This window comes from Cellulomonas sp. P5_C5 (assembly GCF_054049655.1).
This window is the reverse complement of record NZ_JBFULY010000002.1, coordinates 121,587-140,813: the sequence shown is the minus strand read 5'-3', so window position 1 is coordinate 140,813 and position 19,227 is coordinate 121,587. Positions and strand designations below refer to the sequence as shown.

Below are 19,227 nucleotides of genomic sequence, written 5' to 3'. Positions count from 1 at the left end.
GTGTCCCTTCAGGTTTGCGGTCGTCGCACGCCGAGGGGCCGTGAACCGGAGTTCACAGCCGCCTTGGCGCCGAGGCGGTCGTATCCGAGGCCGAAGCATGCGCTGTACAGAGGAGATCCGTCCTCAGAGCGCAGGTTGCAGCTCCGCGCGAAAGCCTGCAGGTGCAGGTTGACCGAGGCGACAGCGAGCCCGTCGACGACGAACTCGGACTTGAGGTTCTCGGACTCCTGGAACTTCAGGTGGAGATCCCGAGGATCGAAGAACGGGTCGCAGGCCTTCTCCACGACTGCAGTGACCCCGAACTCCTGCGCGAGTACCTGAGGGATGTCGCGCACGAGGGTCTCGACCCACTGGTGGACCAGGTCCCGACTCGTTGACACGAAGATGTACTCGCGCATGAGGAACGACGCCTGGCGCTCGCCGTTCCGGTACGTCTCCTCGGCGCGGAAGCAGAGGTTCTTGTGCGTGAAGAGGGACGCACCGGGGAGAGCGCGCTCCTTCAGGTAGTCGAACACCGCGTAGCAGGCGGTCGGTGCCAGCAGGTACTCGGACGCTGTTCCCATCGCGCCCGACACGACCAGTGCATGCTGCGGAAAGCTGCGCACATAGTGCGCCGCCATCGCGGAACCTCTAGGCAGCAGAGGCGAGAGCCTGAGCTCCTCGGCATCCGCGAAGGCCTCCACCCGAGCGAGCACGCTGTCGATCCGGGCCTCCGTGTCGCTGGAGGCGAGCAGCGCGTCGACCGCACTCATGCGGTCTGCGGGGCCCGCGGCCCGTAGACGTCGTCGATCGTCCGGGCGGTGCGGATGCTGTCGAGCAGCAGGTCTTCCAGCGGCACCTGCGTGCCGGTCTCCTGCTCCAGGAAGACGAGCAGGGCCATGATCGAAAGACTGTCGATGATTCCGGCCTGGATCAGGTCGGTGTCCGGCGTGATCTCGACGCCGGACTGGGCCTCCGCCGAGGGATTGAGCCCACGCACGAGCCTCAGGACGCTTTCCAGGAACTGGTGGTCGCTTGCACTCATGCTCTTCCGTGCTCCCTCAGTTGTTTCTGACAACCGTGCGGACCTGCCTCACGGTCCCCGCGCGGCGCGGTCTGATCAGACGAGCTCGCCGACGGTGACCTCGCGATAGAGCATGGAACGCTCCTGCTGCGCGAGCTCGTGTGACAGTTCGGAACGGATCTTCAGAAGGTCCCCGAACACCGGTGTCAGCCGATCTCCTCCGTACATGCTCCRGTGCAGGACGATCGCTCCGTCCGCCGACGCCGCCTTCCGAGCCTTCTCTGCGAAGCCGCCATGCCGGGCGGGACTTCCCCAGTCGAAGATGTTGGAGAGGTAGAAGGCATCGATGTCCCTGGCCACAGTGAGGGACTGGTCGACGGTGCCGTTCACCAGTTGCATCTTGTGGGTGTTTCGGCGCGCCCTGCTGTATCCGTCCTCGGAGAGATATGCAGGTGTGCCGTCTGTGCGGTCGAAGAGGTAACGACCCACGAGCAGCTGGTGGAGGAAGTAGTTGTCCGCGATCGGTCGGTTCACGATCGCTTCCCTGATCTGTGCAGCGTAGTACTCGCCGAACTTGGACTCCGCGCTTCGTGCCGACCACAGCGGAGGGTAGAAGTAGGACTGGGTCCAGCTGCTGAACAGCACACGCACCGCGGTGTCCCAGCGATCGTTGTCGAGGTGCTCGGCAAAGAATGCGCGCTGCTCGTCGAGGGTCGAGCACGAGAAGAGGAGGTCGACCGCCTCCGTGTCGAGGACGATCTGGGACAGGTTCTCTCCGACCAGGCTGTAGAAGCGATCGGTCACCCCGCAGCGGTTGATCCCGGACTCGATTCGCGCTCGATGGCCACGCCAGTACGCGCGTGCATCGTCAGGCAGGGACTCCTCGAGTCGGCGGTACGTTCCCAGGCGGGTCGTCGCAGGTCGCTCGCCGACGAACTCGAGATACTCCTCGAGCTCGAGGGTGACCAGCGCGGCCATCTTCAGCTGGATCAGCGCGCACTGAGCAGCGTTCGCGTCGACGACGACGAGGCTGTCGATCTCGTCGTCGAGCAGAGAGAACGCCGTGCAACCTCCCGAGCCGATCGTGAGGACTCGTCGAGCCTGGTAGCGGCCCTGGAGATGTCGTTCGATCCGTGAGTCCTCACGAATCTGCGCAAAGTAGATCTCACTCATAGGTGCCCCCTGAGCGCCCGGCCTGCAGCGGTGCTCGGCCTGGAACTCACCACACTAGATGTCCGGGTCTGTCCCGCGATCGGCGGAACGCTCCCATGGTGGTGACTGGCACGTCAAGGCCAGCGGTCCATCTAATGGGCAGCGACGTCCCGCAGTGCGAGATGGGGCGACACGGGGCGCGGGCTGCTGCCCATCAGCCAGGGACGGAGACCACGCCGGCTTCGACGAGGTGGCGACGCAACGTGGCCACGTCGTCCTCGGCTGCTGCGACGTACGGCAGGCGCAGGGTCCGGTTGCCGGTGATTCCCACGATCTCCACGGCTGCCTTTGCCTGCACCGCCTGAAATCCCGCGCCGTTGATGGCCTCGATGACGGGCATGACACGCCGGTACAGGTGCAGGGCGCCGACGTGGTCACCGGCGTCCCACATCCGGACCACGTCACGGAGAGGACCCCCTATGACATGGGCAGCGACCGAGACGATACCGACGGCTCCCACCGACAGGTAGGGGAGCAGAAGGGTGTCGTCTCCGGCGTACCACGCGAGCCCTGTGGCCTCCACGAGCCGTGTCGCCGAAGCGACGTCACCGCTTGCGTCCTTGCTCGCGACGACCTGGGGGTGCGCTGCCAGTCGCTCCCAGGTATCAGGAGCGATCCCGACACGGGCGCGCCCGGGGATGTCGTACACCATGACGGGAAGGTCGGTCGCGTCGGCGACGGCGACGACGTGCCGGTACAGACCCTCCTGGCTCGGCCGGGAGTAGTAGGGCGAGACGACCAGCAGACCGTGAGCACCCGCAGCAGCGGCGTCCTTCGCCATCCGGACAGCGTGCGCCGTGTCGTTCGAGCAGGCACCCGCCAGGACGTAGGCACGCGCACCGACGGCCTCGACGACCGCCTCGACCACCGCCGCCTTCTCGGCCGCGTGGGTAGTCGGGGACTCGCCCGTCGTGCCGTTCAGGACGACGCCGTCGTTCCCCTCGTCGACGAGCCGGGCTGCCACCCGGGCGGCAGTCTCCGGATCGACGGCACCGGCGGAGGTCATCGGCGTGATCATCGCGGTCAGAACCGCACCGAACGGGCGCGCCCCGCTGGTGGACCCACCAAKCTGCCCGTCGGGGAACACCATGGCGGCCATGCTAGTGGTGGGCTAGGAGACTCACGCGAGCACCTGGCTGGCCACCGGCTCGGGTGGACCTCGACTTGTCCCGGCACGTGACCGTCCCTACGATCGGCCGCAATACCGGACACGTCGCCCGTTCCGTGGCGAAGCGGATGTCCGCCGATTCCCAGGGCTGAGGCCCGACACCGGCACCACCAGCGATCCGCCCGCTGCCGCACGCTCAAGGCCGAGCACAAGACCAGGGAGCCCTCGTGTCTGCACTGGACCTCGTCGCGAACACGGTGGCAGGCCGGTGAGCCTCGTCATCGAAGACCTCGCCACCCTGCCGCCCGGCATCGAGATCGTCGCGGTCGGCTTCAGCCGGGCCCTGCTGACCGACCTCGACGGGCTGGTTCCCCCCCGATCCGTACTGGTGCTCGAGGAGCCCGACGTCATCGCGGCGCGCCGAGCGGCCGCCGTCATCGACTCCTTTGCCTGCGCCGGGGCTCTTCTCCCTGCGCCGACCCAGGACGAGGACGGTGCCCGACGGTTCGCGTCGACGCTCGACCGCCCGGAAGGGGTGCGGGCCGTCGTGCCGGCCGTCGAGTACGGCGTCGTCGTCGCCGCCGCCCTCGCTGAGGCCTGGGGTCTGCCGGGCGCCGGCGTCGCCGCGGCCCAGGTCCTCAGGGACAAGGCACGGCTCCGCGCCGCCGTCGATGGCGCCGTGCTGCAGCCTGACTGGCTCGTCGTCAGCACGCCCGAGGAGGTGGACCAGTTCCGGGCGACGCGCGAAGGCCGTTGCGTGCTCAAGCCCACGAACCGGCAGGCAAGCCTCGGGGTGCACATCATGGGTCCGGACGCCGACGCCGCGGCTGTTCTCGCCGCCGCCGCTGGCGCGGACGAACCCAAGCTGCGCGCCTCGACGCTGCGCACCGGTGCGTTCCTCGTCGAGTCAGTGCTCGACGGACCCGAGATTAGCCACGAGGCCCTCGTCCTCGATGGCGTCGTCGTCTTCGCCAACACGACGGCGAAGCAGGTACGACCCGGGGCGCGCCCCGTCGAGACAGGGCACCTCGTCCCTGCTCCGCTCCCCGCTCCCACGGCCGACGCCATCGAGGCGGCGGTCCGGAGGTTCGTCGCCGCCACCGGGTACCGGACCGGCGTCCTGCACTCCGAGTGGATCCTCGTCGGGGGACGACCTCACCTCGTCGAGTGCGCCGGAAGGCTGCCCGGTGACCACATCGACGTCCTCATCGACCTGGCCTACCCCGGAAGCCTCCTCTCGGACTACCTCGCGCTCCTGTCCCGAGGCTCTGCGACCACCGGACGGCAGGCGACCGCGACAGCGGCGATCAGGTTCCTCGACCTGCCCGCCGGCGTGGTGGACGCCGTCAACGGCGTCGACCACGCGTCGACAGTCGACGACGTCGTCGAGGTGGAGGTCGACGTGCAGCCCGGGGACCGTGTCCGATCGCTCGCCAGCTCATGGGACCGCGTCGGACACGTCATCGTGCGCAGCGTCGACTCTGCCGGGGCGTCGGCCGCCGTCGATGCTGCGCTCCAGAGGATCGACGTGATCGTGAACGCAGACGTGTGAGCGCACGCGACGGGATCATCCGGCTGTGGACCGGCGCCCGGGACATGCCCCGAGCAGTACGGGCGTTCCTTCTCGTAGCGCTGGTGGACGCGATCGGCACAGGCGTATTCCTCGCGGGCGCCGTCGTCTACTACGTCCGGTACATCGGCCTGACGCCCGAAGCGGTTGCGACCGGTCTCGCGGCGGCGGGCCTCGTCGCGCTCGTCACCGCTGTCCCCATCGGGACTCTCGGCGACCGATTCGGCGCCCGACGGATGCTGGTCGTCCTCCAGGCGTGCCGAGCGGTGTTCTTCGCCGCGCTCGTCCTGGTGGACTCCCCGGCGGAGTTCATCGTCCTCGTGTGTCTCCAGGCGGCCGCCGAGGGGGCCGTCCCTGCCATGACGCAGGCTTTCGTCGCGTCACTCGTGGGGGAGTCGGGGCGTGTGCGGACGATGGCGCTGATGAGGTCGATCCGCAACGCCGGCTTCTCCGTCGGGGCCGTCCTCGCCGCAACTCTCGTCACGTCGTCGACGTCCGTCGGCTACCGGGCGATCGTCCTCGTGAACGCCGCGAGCTTCGCCGCCACCGCAGTCACCCTCGCGTGCCTGCGACTTCCGCGCCAGAAGACCGTTGTGACCAGGGCGAAGGTCGGCGTCCTCACGGCCCTCACCTCGTTCCGAGACTGGCGGTACGCCTCCCTGACCGGCGTTCACGCCATCCTTGCGATGCACATGACGCTGCTCGGCGTCGTCGTCCCGCTCTGGATCCTGGAGCGGACCGACGCGCYCGCCGTGATGGTCTCGATCGTGGTGACCGTGAACGCCGTGCTCGCCGTCGCGTTCCAGGTCCCCTTCTCACGCGGGACCGAKGATCTACCCGGAGGCATCCGGGCTTCCCGATGGGCAGGGCTCGCGCTCGTCGTGGCGTGTGTGCCGTTCGCGCTGGCGGGCGGTGTCGGCCCGTGGGGAGCGGCCGGACTGCTCCTGCTCGGAACGCTCTTCCTCACGGCCGGGGAGCTCTGGCAGTCGGCCGCGGGATGGTCGCTCTCGTACGAGCTTGCACCGCCTGACCGGCGCGTTCAGTACCTCGCGGTGTTCAGCACGGGCATAGGTCTGCAGGACGTCGTCGGACCGCTGCTCGTCGTCGCGCTCGTTCTGCAGCACGGCTCCCTCGGCTGGGCAGTCCTCGCCGCCGTCCTCCTCCTCGCGGCGCTCGTCGTCGGCCCGGTCGCCGCCGCGACGGCGCGCTCACGTCCGATCCCCGCCGAGGACGAAGGCGTCCCCGCGTAGACCTCGTCGTGACGAGCGCGCTGGTTCGACCGCCCTGTGCGTCGCTCCGTCCGCGCGGGGCGGGCGCTCGGCCAGCACGTCCTCGACTCAGCCGTGAGTGAGCGGGTTGACGGCGGTCAGGCCCGGGCCGCAGCCGACGGACCTGAACCGCTCGTGGTGGAGCCAAGGGGACTCGAACCCCTAACCCCCTGCTTGCAAAGCAGGTGCGCTACCAATTGCGCCATGGCCCCGTGCCCGACAGGCAACGGGCCCCGACCGTCACTCGAACGTGTCGGTGACCTCTGCCCACAGGTCTCGCTCGTCACGATCCTGCGTGTACTTCTGCCACACGACGAATCCGATGGCGGCAACAGCCGCCAGGAGCAGGAGCTTCTTCATCGGTTCCCCCACGGGTCGGGAGTGGGCCTAACAGGACTTGAACCTGTGACCTCTTCCTTATCAGGGAAGCGCTCTAACCGTCTGAGCTATAGGCCCGTGCACTACGCGCGCCGCAGTGGCGCCGGATGAGACTACCCCAGGGCAGGGGCCCCACCCAAACCGGCGATCACTCGTCCGTCATGGTCACGTGCACGCCGCCGACCAGCGCCGCCACGATGTTGTAGAGGAACGCCCMGATGGTCGCCAGCGCGGTGAGCAGGAAGACGTCGATGACCGCGATCAGCGTCGCGCCGGAGATGATCCGCTGGAACTCGACGTACTGCAGGATGTCGATCCCGCTCTCGGTGCCGGTGATCTGGGTGACCAGGTTGTCCGCCTTGGTGAACACCTGGAGCCCGTTGAGCGTGAACCAGACGACGGCCGCCGCGACGACGATCATCACGCCGATAGCCACCGACAGCAGGAACGACAGCTTCATCACGGACCAGGGGTCGACGCGCGAGATGGCGAGCCGGACCCGGCGCGGGGCGCCGTGCGAACCGACCGTCGGGATGCGTCCCGTGCTCGGCCGTGCACTCGTGAGGTTGTCGGTCGACGTCGTCGTCCGCGGAGCCGCCGGGGTGGTGGTCATGGACGGCTCCTTGGGACGGGGTCGGGTGGCCGCAGCGAACGCGGCGGACGTGGCGACGCCGGCCTTCTTGAGCCAGACGGTGGCGGTGTCCACCGCCACCATCATCGGGGACGGAGGGTCGTGCTCATCGCCCGTCGCGGAGACGGTCGTGTCACGATCCTGTGGAGATGTCGCGGTGGCGGTCCTCGTCTCGGGAGAATCCGGACGGATCGGCGCCGCCGTCCGGGCCGTCGACGTGGAGGTGCGTGTCGGCGTCACCGTCGGGGGCATCACGCTCGCGGGCACCGTGAACGCCGTCGACCCGTTGGAGCCGTTCAGGTTGGGCACGTGCGTCGCGGCGTCCTCGCTGTCGCTCCACGTCGGTCCGGATCCCGTGCGCGGCGCGGACGTCGTCTGGCGGCCGGCTGTCGTCGGGGTCGTCGGACGCTTGCGTGGCGGGATCGAGGGGGGCGTGGAATCGGTCATGCGTCCTCCGCTGACGGGTCTGTGACGGCCTCGGGCTCGGGTACCTCAGCGTCGACGGGGGAGTCCGGGACGTCCGAAACCTGGCCATTCTCAGCGCCCACGGTACCCGGCTCGTCGGCCAGGTGTCGCTCAGTGTTGCGGGCGACGGCGATGATCCGGTCACCGTTGTCGGGCTTGGCGAAGATGACACCCTGCGTCGTGCGGCCCGTCGCGTTGACCTCCGCGGTGGCGGAACGCACGATCTTGCCGCGCTCCATGATGACGAGAACCTCGTCGTCCGGGTCCACGACGAGCGCCCCGACGAGGTCACCGTTCGCCTCCGGCAGGTTCGCGACCTTGATGCCCAGACCGCCGCGGCCCTGCTGGCGGTAGTTCTCCACGGTCAGCGCCGTGCGCTTCGCGATGCCGCCCTCGGTCACCGTGAACAGGTAGGCGTCCTCCCGCACGACGTCCATGGCCAGCAGCTCGTCGTCGGCGCGGAACTTCATCCCCGTGACACCGGACGTGGCCCGGCCCATGGGCCGCAGCGACTCGTCGGACGCGGTGAACCGCACCGACTGGCCCTTGCGCGACACCAGGATGAGGTCCTGGTCGGAGTCGACCAGCCGCGCCGAGACCAGCTCGTCCGGCAGCCCGTCCTCGTCCTCGCGCAGGTTGATCGCGATGACGCCRCCGGACCGGTTGGAGTCGTAGTCGGACAGGCGCGTCTTCTTCACCAGACCGCGCTGCGTGGCCAGCACCAGGTACTCGGCCTTGGTGTAGTCGCGGATGTCGAGCACCTGGGCGATCTTCTCGCCCGGCTGGAACGCCAGCAGGTTGGCCACGTGCTGGCCCTTGGCGTCGCGCCCGCCCTCGGGCAGCTCGTACGCCTTGGCGCGGTAGACGCGACCGAGGTTGGTGAAGAACAGCAGCCAGTGGTGCGTCGTCGTGACGAAGAAGTGGTCGACCAGGTCGTCCTCGCGCAGCTGCGCGCCGCGCACGCCCTTGCCGCCGCGTCGCTGGGCCCGGTAGTTGTCCGACCGGGTCCGCTTGGCGTAGCCGCCACGGGTGATCGTGACGACCATCTCCTCCTCGGCGATGAGGTCCTCCACGCTGACCTCGCCGTCGAACGGCAGGATCGTCGTGCGCCGCTCGTCGCCGTACTTCGCGACGATCTCGCCCAGCTCCTCGGACACGATGTCGCGCTGGCGCTGCTCCGACGCCAGGATCGCCCGGTACTCGAGGATCTCCGCCTCGAGCTTGGCGTAGCGCTCGAGGATCTCCTGGCGCTGCAGCGCTGCCAGCCGGCGCAGCTGCAGGTTGAGGATCGCGTTCGCCTGGAGCTCGTCGATGTCGAGCATGGCCATCAGGCCGGCGCGCGCCTCGTCCGCGTCGGGGGAGCGACGGATGAGCGCGATGACCTCGTCGAGCGCGTCGAGCGCCTTGAGGTAGCCGCGGTAGATGTGGATGTCCGCCTCGGCCTCGCGCAGCTTGAACGCGGTGCGGCGGACGACGACCTCGAGCTGGTGGGTGACCCAGTGGCGCACGAACGCGTCGATGCTCAGCGTGCGGGGGACGTCGTCGACCAGCGCGAGCATGTTCGCGCCGAACGTGTCCTGCAGCTGCGTGTGCTTGTAGAGGTTGTTCAGCACGACCTTCGCGACGGCGTCGCGCTTGAGCACGATGACCAGGCGCTGGCCGGCGCGGCCGGACGTCTCGTCGCGGATGTCCGCGATGCCCGTGACCTTGTTCTCGCGGACCAGGTCCGCGATCTTCTTCGCCAGGGTGTCCGGGTTCACCTGGTACGGCAGCTCGGTGACGACCAGGCAGATGCGGCCCTGGATCTCCTCGACCTCGACGATCGCGCGCATCGTGATCGAGCCACGGCCGGTGCGGTACGCCTCCTCGATGCCCTTGTGGCCCAGGATCGTGGCGCCCGTCGGGAAGTCCGGGCCCTTGATGCGCAGCAGGAGCGCGGCGAGCAGCTCCTCGCGCGACGCCTCCGGGTGGTCCAGGTGCCACTGGACCCCCTCGGCCACCTCACGCAGGTTGTGCGGCGGGATGTTGGTCGCCATGCCGACGGCGATGCCGGCCGAGCCGTTGACCAGCAGGTTCGGGAACCGCGACGGCAGGACCGTCGGCTCCTGCGTACGGCCGTCGTAGTTGTCCTGGAAGTCGACGGTGTCCTTGTCGATGTCCCGGACCATCTCCATGGACAGCGGCGCCATCTTGCACTCGGTGTACCGCGGGGCGGCCGCCGGGTCGTCGCCCGGGGAGCCGAAGTTGCCCTGGCCGGACACCAGCGGGTACCGCAGCGACCAGTCCTGCACCAGGCGCACCAGCGCGTCGTAGATCGCCGTGTCACCGTGCGGGTGGTACTTGCCCATGACGTCGCCGACGACGCGCGAGCACTTGGAGAACTGGCGGTCCGGGCGGTAGCCACCGTCGTACATCGCGTACAGCACGCGGCGGTGCACCGGCTTGAGACCGTCACGGACGTCCGGCAGGGCTCGTCCGACGATCACGGACATGGCGTAGTCGAGGTACGACCGCTGCATCTCCAGCTGCAGGTCGACCTGGTCGATACGGCCGTGCTCGATCTCGTTGCCGGTGGTCTCGCTCAACGTGTTTCCTTACGTCAGTTGCTTGCTTGCGGCCCGTGCGTCTCCCGATCAGATGTCGAGGAAACGCACGTCCTTCGCGTTGCGCTGGATGAACGAGCGGCGGGACTCGACGTCCTCGCCCATGAGGATCGAGAAGATCTCGTCGGCGGCCGCGGCCTCGTCGAGGGTGACCTGCAGGAGCGTGCGGTGCTCGGGCGACATCGTCGTCTCCCACAGCTCCTGGTAGTCCATCTCGCCCAGGCCCTTGTAGCGCTGGATCGAGTTGTCCTTCGGCAGCCGCTTGCCGTTGGCCTGTCCGTCGGCGACGACGGCGTCGCGCTCCCGGTCCGTGTAGACGTAGTCGTGGTCGGCGTTCGCCCACTTGACCCGGTACAGCGGCGGCTGCGCGATGTACACGTGACCGTGGGTGATCAGGTTCGGCATGTACCTGAAGAGAAGGGTCAGGAGCAACGTCCGGATGTGCTGACCGTCGACGTCGGCGTCGGCCATGATCACGATCTTGTGGTACCTCAGCTTGGACAGGTCGAAGTCCTCGCCGATGCCCGTGCCGAACGCGGTGATCAGCGCCTGGACCTCCTGGTTGCCCAGCGCGCGGTCCAGCCGCGCCCGCTCGACGTTGAGGATCTTCCCGCGGATCGGGAGGATCGCCTGGGTGCGCGGGTTCCGCCCCCGGACCGCGGAGCCGCCGGCCGAGTCGCCCTCGACGATGAAGACCTCGCACTCCTCCGCGCGGCTCGACTGGCAGTCGCGGAGCTTGCCCGGCATGCCGCCGGACTCGAGCAGACCCTTGCGGCGCGTGGCCTCGCGCGCCTTGCGGGCCGCCATGCGGGCGGCCGCGGCCTGGATCGACTTGCGGATGACGTCGCGCGCCTCGTTCGGGTGCGAGTCCAGCCAGTCGCCCAGCTGCTCGTTGACCACGCGCTGCACGAACGTCTTGGCCTCGGTGTTGCCCAGCTTCGTCTTCGTCTGACCCTCGAACTGCGGCTCGCCCAGCTTGATGGAGATGACCGCGGTCAGGCCCTCGCGGATGTCGTCGCCGGTGAGGTTCTCGTCCTTCTCCTTGAGGATGCCCTTGTCGCGCGCGTAGCGGTTGATCAGGGACGTCATCGCGGCGCGGAAGCCCTCTTCGTGCGTGCCACCCTCGGTGGTGGAGATGGTGTTCGCGTACGTGTGCACCGACTCGGAGTACGCGTTGGTCCACTGCATGGCGATCTCGACGGCGATCCGGCGCTCGGTGTCCTCGGACTCGAAGTCGATGATCTCCGGGTGGACGACCTCCACCTTCTTGGCGCTGTTCAGGTGCTTCACGTAGTCGACCAGGCCGTCGTCGTACTTGTAGGTGACGTTCCGCGACGTCGGGGCCGTGTCCTCGTCACCCGCGACCTCGTCGCCGGTACCCACGTGCTCCGGGCGCTCGTCGGTGAGCGAGATCTGCAGGCCCTTGTTGAKGAACGCGTACTGCTGGAACCGCGCGCGCAGCGTCTCGAAGTCGTACTCGGTGGTCTCGAAGATCGACGGGTCGGCCCAGAACGTCTGCGACGTGCCGGTCTCGTCGGTGGGCTCGCCCTTCTGCAGCTCGCCCAGCGGCTTGCCGCCGTCGGAGAAGTCCTGCTGCCAGACGAAGCCGTCGCGCTTGACCACTGTCTCCACGCGCGTGGACAGCGCGTTCACCACCGAGATGCCGACGCCGTGCAGACCGCCGGAGACCGCGTAGCCCGCGCCGCCGAACTTTCCGCCGGCGTGCAGGATCGTCATGACGACCTCGACGGTCGGTCGGCCCTCGGTCGGGTGGATGGCGACCGGGATGCCACGGCCGTTGTCGACCACGCGCACGCCGCCGTCGGGGAGGAGCGTGACCTCGACGTGGTCGCAGTAGCCGGCCAGGGCCTCGTCGACGGAGTTGTCGACGACCTCGGAGACCAGGTGGTGCAGGCCGCGCTCGCCGGTGGAGCCGATGTACATGCCGGGGCGCTTGCGCACCGCCTCGAGGCCTTCGAGCACCGTGATCGCGCTGGCGTCGTACCCGCCGTTGCCATCCTTCATGGTCTTTGCCGTGCTGGTGGAGGGGGTGCTCTGCTCGGCCACGGGCGGTGGTGCTCCTCAAGCTCTCACACGCGACGGAGGGCGCCGACCGAACTTCACCGGATCGGATCACTCCATGACGCTGGAGTTCCAGGCACAGGCGCGCCAGGAATGACCTTCACAGTCTACCTGGTGGACGGGCCTGGACCCTCTTTTCCCGGCGGCGTCGCCCCAGGCATTCCTCGGTCAGCGGAACGTGTCGCGCTCACCGCGCCCGGCGACCCTCTTCGGACCCGTCTTGAACCGGGGCCCGCCCGGGTTCAGCACGGTGATCTCCAGGACGATGCCGTCGCCGAGGTCCGCCGCGAACCGCCCGAGCATCGCGGGCGTCAGGAACTTCAGCTGCGTCGCCCACGACGTCGAGTGCGCCCGCAGGGTGAGCGCCCCGCCCTCGAACGACACGTACTCGCAGTGCTCCGCGACCTGCGGGCCGACGAGCTCCGACCACCGGTGCTTGAGCACGCCCGCGACCTGGTCCGACGGCCCACCGAGCTGGTCGAGCAGCCCGCTGACCGTCGACCCGACGAGCTGCGGGTCGCGTGCGCCCGGCCCGGCGGTCCCCACGGCGACCGGGACCAGCGGCCGGCGCCTCGCCGGGTCGCCCGGCCGGTACCCGCGCTGTGCGGCCGCCGCCTTCGCACGGCCCAGCGCCCCGAGCGCCACCTGTCGCGGGGGAGTCAGGTCCACCAGGTCACGCAACGGGGTGTCCGCCGCCCTGGGCTGCGGGAAGAGCTCGTCAGAGGACACGCGCCACCTCACCGCCCATGACGTCCACCCGTGCCCCGGCCAGCGGCGCCGGGACGTCGTCGGCCACGGCCGCCGTGATGAGCACCTGCCGTGCGGGCGCGACGAGCTCCGCCAGCCGGTCACGGCGACGCGCGTCGAGCTCCGCGAACACGTCGTCCAGGATCAGCACCGGCTCACCGTCCGGCCCCCAGTCGCCGCCGACGCCCTCGTCGCCACGCGTCAGCAGCTCGTACGAGGCGAGCCGGAGCGCCAGCGCGAACGACCACGACTCGCCGTGGCTCGCATACCCCTTGGCCGGCAGGCCGCCGAGCGTGAGGACCAGGTCGTCGCGGTGCGGGCCGACCAGGCTGACCCCGCGCTCGATCTCCTTGCTGCGCAGCCGGCCCATCGCCTCGAGCAGCTGCGCCTCCACCAGCTCGACGCCCGCCGTGTCGTCCTCGATCTCGAGGACTGCGTCCAACGACGCCTTGTAGGTGACGATGGCGTCGCCCTGCCCGGCGCTGACCTGCGCATATGCCTTCTCGACGTGTGGCGCCAACCCTCTGACCAGGGCTCGCCTGGCCACGATGATCTGCGCCCCCGTCTGTGCGAGCTTGGCGTCCCAGACGTCCAGCGTCCGCAGGTCCGCACCGGCACCCCGACGCGCCACGGCGGCCGACTTCAGCAGCGCCGACCGCTGCCGCAGCACCCGGTCGTAGTCCGCCACCGTCCCCGCGACCCGCGGGGTGAGCTGCACCAGCAGGTCGTCGAGGAAGCGTCGCCGGCCGTCCGGGTCCCCCTTGACCAGCGACAGGTCCTCAGGCGCGAAGAGCACCGTGCGCAGGATGCCCAGGACGTCCCGCGCCCGCGTCGGCGAGCCGCCGTTCACCCGGGCACGGTTCGCCTTGCCCGGGGTCACCTCGATCTCGACCAGCGTCGAGCGCGGCCGGCCCGGCTCCAGCTCCCGGACGACCTTGGCCCGGACCACCGCACGGGTGGTCCCCGCGCGCACGAGCGCCGCGTCCGTCGGTACCCGGTGGCTGCCGAGCGTCGCGACGTAGCCCATCGCCTCGACCAGGTTGGTCTTGCCCTGGCCGTTGGGTCCGACAAGCGCGGTGATCCCGGGCTCCAGGGGGAGCTCGACCTGCGCGTACGAGCGGAAGTCCGTCAGGGAGAGGTGGGCGACGTACATCTGTCCCGGCTACAGCGACTGCGACGGCGGGGTACCGGTGACCGGACCCGTGGTGCCGGCCGGCTTGACCGCGTGCCCACCGAACTGCTGGCGCAGCGCGGCGACGGCCTTCATCGCGGGGGACTCCTCCTGGCGCGACTGGAACCGCGCGAACAACGCCGCCGAGATCACCGGGGCGGGCACCGCCAGGTCGATCGCCTCGTCGACGGTCCACCGACCCTCGCCGGAGTCCTCGACCCAGTCGTCGATCTCGCCCAGACCCGGGTCCTGCCCGAGCGCCTTGACCAGCAGCTCCAGCAGCCACGACCGCACGACGGTTCCCCGCTGCCACGCGCGCATCGTGCCGTGCACGTCGGTGACCAGGTCTTTTGCGGCCAGGAGCTCGTAGCCCTCGGCGTAGGACTGCATGAGGCCGTACTCGATGCCGTTGTGGACCATCTTGGCGAAGTGGCCGGCGCCGACCGTGCCGGCGTGCACGAAACCCTCCTCGCGCGGCCCCTCGGGACGCAGCGCGTCGAACACCGGCATGACCTTCGCGACGACGGCCTCGTCGCCGCCGACCATCAGCCCGTACCCGTTGTCGAGGCCCCAGACACCGCCGGACACCCCGGCGTCCAGGAAGTCGACGCCCGTCTGGGCCAGGACGTCCGCGTGCTTCTGGTCGTCCTGGTAGTACGAGTTTCCGCCGTCGATCAGGATGTCACCGCGCGTCAGGAGCCCGGCGAGCTCCGTCACGACCGCGTCCGTGATCTGTCCCGACGGCACCATCACCCACACGACGCGCTCACCGGCGGGGAGCGCGTCGACCAGCGCCTCGAGCGAGGGGACGTCGGTGACGTCCGGGTTCCGGTCGTACCCCGTGACCTCGATGCCCGCGGCGCGGATGCGGGTGCGCATGTTCGCACCCATCTTGCCCAGACCCACCAGACCGATGTGCATGACTGTGCCTCTCTCGGAGCCGCGATCGCGCGTCCCACTGTGCCGCACGTGGCGGCGGTGCGCCGGTCAGCTGGCGAAGCGGATGGGGACCAGCAGGTAGCGGTACTCGGGGTTGTCCTCGCCGTCGAGCGACTCCTGGCCGGTGAACTCCACGGGCTTGTTCGGGTGCGTGAACGACAGCCGGACGAACGTGGTGCTCAGGGCGCCGAGGCCGTCCAGCAGGAACTGCGGGTTGAACGCCACCGAGATGTCGTCACCGACGAGGGTCGCCTCGAGCGCCTCGGACGCCTGGGCGTCGTCACCCTGGCCGGCGTCGAGGACGACCTGGCCCTCGCTGAACGACAGGCGGATCGGAGTGTTGCGCTCCGCGACGAGGCTCACGCGCTTTGCAGCGTCCGCCAGCGCGTGCGTGCTGACGACGGCGTGGATGGGGGTCTCGTCCGGGAAGAGCCGGCGGACGGCCGGGTAGTCACCGTCGACGAGCAGACTGGTGGTCTGCCGGCCCGCAGCCTCGAAGCCGATCATGTCGACCCCCGAGCCGGTGGACAGGGCCACCGTGACGGAACCGGCGCTGCCGAGCGACTTCGCTGCGTCGGACAGCGTCCGGGCGCGCACGAGGGCGACCGTCGAGATGTCCGGGGACGACGGCTTCCACGTGAGCTCGCGCAGCGCGAGCCGGTAGCGGTCGGTGGCCAGGAGAGTGACCTTCTCGCCCTCGATCTCGACCCGCACGCCCGTGAGCAGGGGCAACGTGTMGTCCCGGCTGGCAGCGACGGACACCTGGGCAACCGCGTGGGTGAGCTCGTCGCCGTCGACGGTTCCCGTGGTCGGGGGCATGACCGGGAGGTTCGGGTAGTCCTCGACCGGCATCGTCAGGAGCGTGAAACGGCTGGCGCCGCAGGTCACGACGACCTTGGTGCCCTCGAGGACCACGTCGACGGGCTTGTCCGGCAGGGCACGGGAGATCTCGGCGAGCAGGCGGCCCGAGACGAGCACCGTGCCGGCCTCGCTCACGTCTGCCGGGATCTGCGACCGCGCGGAGACCTCGTAGTCGAAGCTCGAGAGCTGGACCGTGCCCGTGGTGTCGGCCTCGAGGCGCACACCCGCCAGGACAGGGACCGGCGGCCGAGTGGGCAGGCTGCGCGCCGTCCACGTGACGGCGTCCGCGAGAACGTCACGGTCGACCCGGAACCTCATACCTCACCTCTCGTCGAGCTGGCCTGACCGGGCGCGTCGTCACAGGTTTGTGCGGGTCCGACGGGCAGGCGTCAGGCGAACACTACGCGAGAGGTCCGACGCTCGGTACGGGCATGGGGATGACAACGACAGCCGTGTCGTTCGCCGTGCGTCGCGAGCCGCCTCACGTCCTCTGGCGGTGTGTGGATCCCCCACCTAGAGAAGTGTCATCGTCGTCATCGGTCCTGTGCACTGTGTGGATTATCGGCGTCCGTGCAGGTCAGGGGGCAATCTGGCTGTGCACGTGAGGTGTGGGCCGAACCGGACGTGCGGTGGACGGCCGTGGACGGTCCTCGAGGCCCTCGGCTGTGTCCACTGGTCGAGGGTCTGCCGTCCACACCCGCACGGCGTGTCATCCACCGTCGTCCACAGGTGAGTGCACAGGTGTGGAGATTCGTCCCATGCATGTCTCATCCGGAGGGTGAAGGTTCGGGTCAAGACCCTCGTATCGTTTCGATGGTGAGAGTTGTCTCATGCCTGTTCGCGTGCAATGCCCGTTTGTGAACGCGCACTTCGCTCCCGCGATGTCCGTTTGGTGGTGTTCCCGCAGGTCAGGGCGTTGTCTTCGCGTGACGAGCGGCCCGATGCGCCGAATGGGTGAACCGCGTCACAAGTGTCCCCAGGTTCCTGTGGACAGCTGTGGATAACTCAGGCCCTGGAGGGGCTGAATCAGCCTCTGTTCTGCTGCTTGATCCGGTTCGTGAGCTCGGTGACCTGGTTGTAGATCGACCGGCGCTCCGCCATCAGCTCGCGGATCTTGCGGTTCGCGTGCATGACCGTGGTGTGGTCCCGGCCGCCGAAGGCCTGCCCGATCTTGGGCAGCGACAGATCGGTCAGCTCACGGCACAGGTACATCGCGATCTGCCGGGCCGTGACGAGCACGCGCGAGCGGCTGGAGCCGCACAGGTCGTCGATGCTGAGCCCGAAGTACGCGGCCGTCTGCCCGATCACCTGCGTCGCGGTGATCTCCGTCGTCTGGTCGTCGGTGATGAGGTCCTTGAGGACGATCTCCGCGAGCGACAGGTCGACCTGCTGCCGGTTCAGGTTGGCGAACGCCGTGACCCGGATCAGCGCACCCTCGAGCTCGCGGATGTTGGTCGAGATCTTGCTCGCGATGTACTCCAGGACGTCCGGCGGTGCCTGCAGCCGCTCGCTGCCGGCCTTCTTGCGCAGGATCGCGATGCGGGTCTCGAGGTCCGGCGGCTGGACGTCGGTGATCAGGCCCCACTCGAAGCGCGACCGCATCCGGTCCTCGAAGCCGTTCAGCTGCTTAGGCGGCAGGTCGGACGTGATCACGACCTGCTTGTTCGCGTTGTGCAGCGTGTTGAACGTGTGGAAGAACTCCTCCATCGTCTGTTCCTTGCCCTGCAGGAACTGGATGTCGTCGATGAGGAGCACGTCGACCTCGCGGTAGCGCCGCTGGAACGCGCCGGCCTTGCCCTCGCTGATCGAGTTGATGAAGTCGTTGGTGAACTCCTCGGAGTTCACGTACCGCACCCGCACGCTCGGGTACAGGTTCTGCGCGTAGTGGCCGATCGCGTGCAGCAGGTGCGTCTTGCCCAGCCCGGAGTCGCCGTAGATGAACAGCGGGTTGTACGCCTTGGCCGGGGCCTCCGCGACCGCGACCGCCGCGGCGTGCGCGAAGCGGTTCGAGCTGCCGATGACGAACGTCTCGAAGAGGTACTTCGGGTTCAGTCGCGCGGGCTCGGCCGGCATCCGCCGGTTCGCCGGCGGCGGGCGGTCGTCGTTGCGGCCGCCGTAGCGGCGCTCCCGCACCTGGTCGTCGCGGTCGTCCTGGCCGTCGTCGGGCACCAGCGACAGGTCGGGACGGGCCTCCCGGCGCGCGTCGGCCTCGTCGGCCTCGCGCTCGTCGCGCGACTGGCTGTACGGCTCATGCCGCTGGTCCGCACCCGAGCCGACGACGCGGAGGGCCGGCGGCGCGTCCTCAGCCAGCTCAGGGTCGACGGTGATGGCGAACCGGGCCTCCCGGTCGAGGGCTGTGCTCAGGGCGGCCGTCACCTCACCGCGCACTCGCGACTCGAGGTAGTCCTTGGTGAGGTCGTTGCCGACCGCCAGCAGGAGGGTTCCGTCGAGGAGTCCCAGCGGCCGGGCGAGCCGGACGAAGGCGATCTGGCGCGGCGTGATGTCCGGACTCGACTCGAGGGTCGACACCACGTGGCCCCAGACCCGGGAAAGCTCTTCGTCCTGTGACACGTGCTACCTCAGCTGTTCGATCGCGTGGGTGGTCGAGTCTCGCACGACCTGCGTTGTCCACACAGTTGTCCACACCTGTGAGCAGTTGGTCTCGTTGGTGTCATAGATGCTCAGACACGATGAGGACGGGCTGCCGGACAGTTTCATGGTCATGCGGCTGGCGGCCATCCACGACGTCGTGATCCACAGGCCGCGCCCCCCTGACGACGATGACCGATGCTAGTGGCCCGACGCGGGTGCGGGGAGTGCCCGTCGGGGTGACGTCGGCGCGCCTGTGGGAGGATCGCTGCGGCGAGTCGCGCGCATTTGACCGGCCACTACGGTGGGAAGTACGGTATTGCAGCCTTCTCGATGGCCCCTGCTGGCGCGCCCTGACGCCGCACGCACGCGATGCGTGTCCTGGGAGCAGTTCGAACTCGGCAGCCTGAACATGGTCGCGCGGCACCTGCGAGACCCACTCGATGTACTTGGAGACTCTCGTGAGCAAGCGCACCTTCCAGCCGAACAACCGGCGCCGGGCCAAGACCCACGGCTTCCGCCTGCGCATGCGCACGCGTGCCGGCCGCGCGATCCTGGCGGCTCGTCGCCGCAAGGGTCGCTCGGAGCTCTCGGCCTGAC

Annotated in this window: 17 protein-coding genes and 2 tRNA genes; 4 read left to right on the top strand and 15 right to left on the bottom strand. The window is 69.1% G+C overall.

Annotation, left to right across the window (positions count from 1 at the left end; all coding sequences use genetic code 11):
- Nucleotides 1–8 precede the first annotated feature (8 nt).
- The 4 genes from ACXJKF_RS02470 to dapA form a co-directional block, all read right to left on the bottom strand.
- Entirely contained in the window at nt 9–752 is a 744-nt protein-coding gene (locus ACXJKF_RS02470; RefSeq protein ID WP_456786155.1) for a hypothetical protein, read from the bottom strand.
- Entirely contained in the window at nt 749–1,024 is a 276-nt protein-coding gene (locus tag ACXJKF_RS02465) for an acyl carrier protein (RefSeq protein ID WP_456786154.1), read from the bottom strand. The genes ACXJKF_RS02470 and ACXJKF_RS02465 overlap by 4 nt, the downstream gene beginning before the upstream one ends.
- A gap of 75 nt (nt 1,025–1,099) precedes the next feature.
- Nucleotides 1,100–2,176, bottom strand: coding sequence for a DUF3419 family protein (locus ACXJKF_RS02460; RefSeq protein ID WP_456786153.1), 1,077 nt, complete (start codon nt 2,174–2,176; stop codon nt 1,100–1,102).
- A gap of 193 nt (nt 2,177–2,369) precedes the next feature.
- A complete protein-coding gene (gene dapA / locus ACXJKF_RS02455; RefSeq protein ID WP_456786152.1) occupies nt 2,370–3,305 on the bottom strand; it encodes a 4-hydroxy-tetrahydrodipicolinate synthase in 936 nt (311 codons plus the stop codon).
- 286 nt (nt 3,306–3,591) lie between these two features.
- Here dapA and ACXJKF_RS02450 point away from each other — a divergent pair, with 286 nt between their 5' ends.
- The gene (locus tag ACXJKF_RS02450) at nt 3,592–4,875 is read left to right on the top strand and encodes an ATP-grasp domain-containing protein (protein ID WP_456786151.1); all 1,284 of its coding nucleotides are present in this window, start codon (nt 3,592–3,594) and stop codon (nt 4,873–4,875) included.
- Entirely contained in the window at nt 4,872–6,143 is a 1,272-nt protein-coding gene (locus ACXJKF_RS02445; RefSeq protein ID WP_456786150.1) for an MFS transporter, read from the top strand. Before ACXJKF_RS02450 ends, ACXJKF_RS02445 begins: the two co-directional genes overlap by 4 nt.
- A gap of 154 nt (nt 6,144–6,297) precedes the next feature.
- Here the strand turns inward: ACXJKF_RS02445 and ACXJKF_RS02440 are convergent.
- From ACXJKF_RS02440 to ACXJKF_RS02425, 4 genes are all read right to left on the bottom strand, one after another.
- Nucleotides 6,298–6,373: transfer RNA gene (locus ACXJKF_RS02440), tRNA-Ala, on the bottom strand.
- Nucleotides 6,374–6,401: 28 nt separating this feature from the next.
- Nucleotides 6,402–6,521 (bottom strand): DLW-39 family protein, encoded by a 120-nt coding sequence (locus ACXJKF_RS02435; protein WP_456786149.1) that lies wholly within the window; start codon nt 6,519–6,521, stop codon nt 6,402–6,404.
- A 22-nt stretch (nt 6,522–6,543) separates the two neighbouring features.
- Nucleotides 6,544–6,617: transfer RNA gene (locus ACXJKF_RS02430), tRNA-Ile, on the bottom strand.
- Between the two features lie 70 nt (nt 6,618–6,687).
- Nucleotides 6,688–7,245, bottom strand: a complete 558-nt coding sequence (locus tag ACXJKF_RS02425; RefSeq protein ID WP_456786148.1) for a DUF3566 domain-containing protein — start codon at nt 7,243–7,245, stop codon at nt 6,688–6,690.
- Nucleotides 7,246–7,327: 82 nt separating this feature from the next.
- Between ACXJKF_RS02425 and ACXJKF_RS02420 the strand changes: the two genes are divergently transcribed.
- On the top strand, nt 7,328–7,642 hold the full coding sequence (locus ACXJKF_RS02420) for a hypothetical protein (protein ID WP_456786147.1): 315 nt from the start codon (nt 7,328–7,330) through the stop codon (nt 7,640–7,642).
- Here the strand turns inward: ACXJKF_RS02420 and gyrA are convergent.
- The 7 genes from gyrA to dnaA form a co-directional block, all read right to left on the bottom strand.
- On the bottom strand, nt 7,614–10,220 hold the full coding sequence (gene gyrA, locus ACXJKF_RS02415) for a DNA gyrase subunit A (RefSeq protein WP_456786146.1): 2,607 nt from the start codon (nt 10,218–10,220) through the stop codon (nt 7,614–7,616). The two genes, ACXJKF_RS02420 and gyrA, sit on opposite strands and share 29 nt — an antisense overlap.
- Before the next feature lie 48 nt (nt 10,221–10,268).
- Nucleotides 10,269–12,263, bottom strand: coding sequence for a DNA topoisomerase (ATP-hydrolyzing) subunit B (gene gyrB, locus ACXJKF_RS02410; RefSeq protein WP_456786340.1), 1,995 nt, complete (start codon nt 12,261–12,263; stop codon nt 10,269–10,271).
- A gap of 225 nt (nt 12,264–12,488) precedes the next feature.
- Nucleotides 12,489–13,049: a DUF721 domain-containing protein gene (locus tag ACXJKF_RS02405; RefSeq protein ID WP_456786145.1), complete on the bottom strand. Its 561-nt coding sequence runs from the start codon at nt 13,047–13,049 to the stop codon at nt 12,489–12,491.
- A complete protein-coding gene (gene recF / locus ACXJKF_RS02400) occupies nt 13,039–14,220 on the bottom strand; it encodes a DNA replication/repair protein RecF (RefSeq protein ID WP_456786144.1) in 1,182 nt (393 codons plus the stop codon). The genes ACXJKF_RS02405 and recF overlap by 11 nt, the downstream gene beginning before the upstream one ends.
- A gap of 9 nt (nt 14,221–14,229) precedes the next feature.
- Nucleotides 14,230–15,159: a phosphogluconate dehydrogenase (NAD(+)-dependent, decarboxylating) gene (gene gnd, locus ACXJKF_RS02395; RefSeq protein WP_456786143.1), complete on the bottom strand. Its 930-nt coding sequence runs from the start codon at nt 15,157–15,159 to the stop codon at nt 14,230–14,232.
- 66 nt (nt 15,160–15,225) lie between these two features.
- Entirely contained in the window at nt 15,226–16,356 is a 1,131-nt protein-coding gene (gene dnaN, locus ACXJKF_RS02390; protein WP_456786142.1) for a DNA polymerase III subunit beta, read from the bottom strand.
- Nucleotides 16,357–17,064: 708 nt separating this feature from the next.
- Nucleotides 17,065–18,609: a chromosomal replication initiator protein DnaA gene (dnaA, locus tag ACXJKF_RS02385; RefSeq protein ID WP_146847539.1), complete on the bottom strand. Its 1,545-nt coding sequence runs from the start codon at nt 18,607–18,609 to the stop codon at nt 17,065–17,067.
- Between the two features lie 479 nt (nt 18,610–19,088).
- Between dnaA and rpmH the strand changes: the two genes are divergently transcribed.
- Nucleotides 19,089–19,226, top strand: coding sequence for a 50S ribosomal protein L34 (gene rpmH / locus ACXJKF_RS02380; protein ID WP_013885212.1), 138 nt, complete (start codon nt 19,089–19,091; stop codon nt 19,224–19,226).
- Nucleotide 19,227: the final 1 nt, after the last annotated feature.

Excerpts from the sequence above, each read along its gene's own strand:
- ACXJKF_RS02465 (WP_456786154.1), bottom strand. The coding sequence starts at position 1,024 with ATGAGTGCAAGCGACCACCAGTTCCTGGAAAGCGTCCTGAGGCTCGTG.
- recF (WP_456786144.1), bottom strand. The coding sequence starts at position 14,220 with ATGTACGTCGCCCACCTCTCCCTGACGGACTTCCGCTCGTACGCGCAG.
- gnd (WP_456786143.1), bottom strand. The coding sequence starts at position 15,159 with ATGCACATCGGTCTGGTGGGTCTGGGCAAGATGGGTGCGAACATGCGC.
- ACXJKF_RS02435 (WP_456786149.1), bottom strand. The coding sequence starts at position 6,521 with ATGAAGAAGCTCCTGCTCCTGGCGGCTGTTGCCGCCATCGGATTCGTC.
- ACXJKF_RS02470 (WP_456786155.1), bottom strand. The coding sequence starts at position 752 with ATGAGTGCGGTCGACGCGCTGCTCGCCTCCAGCGACACGGAGGCCCGG.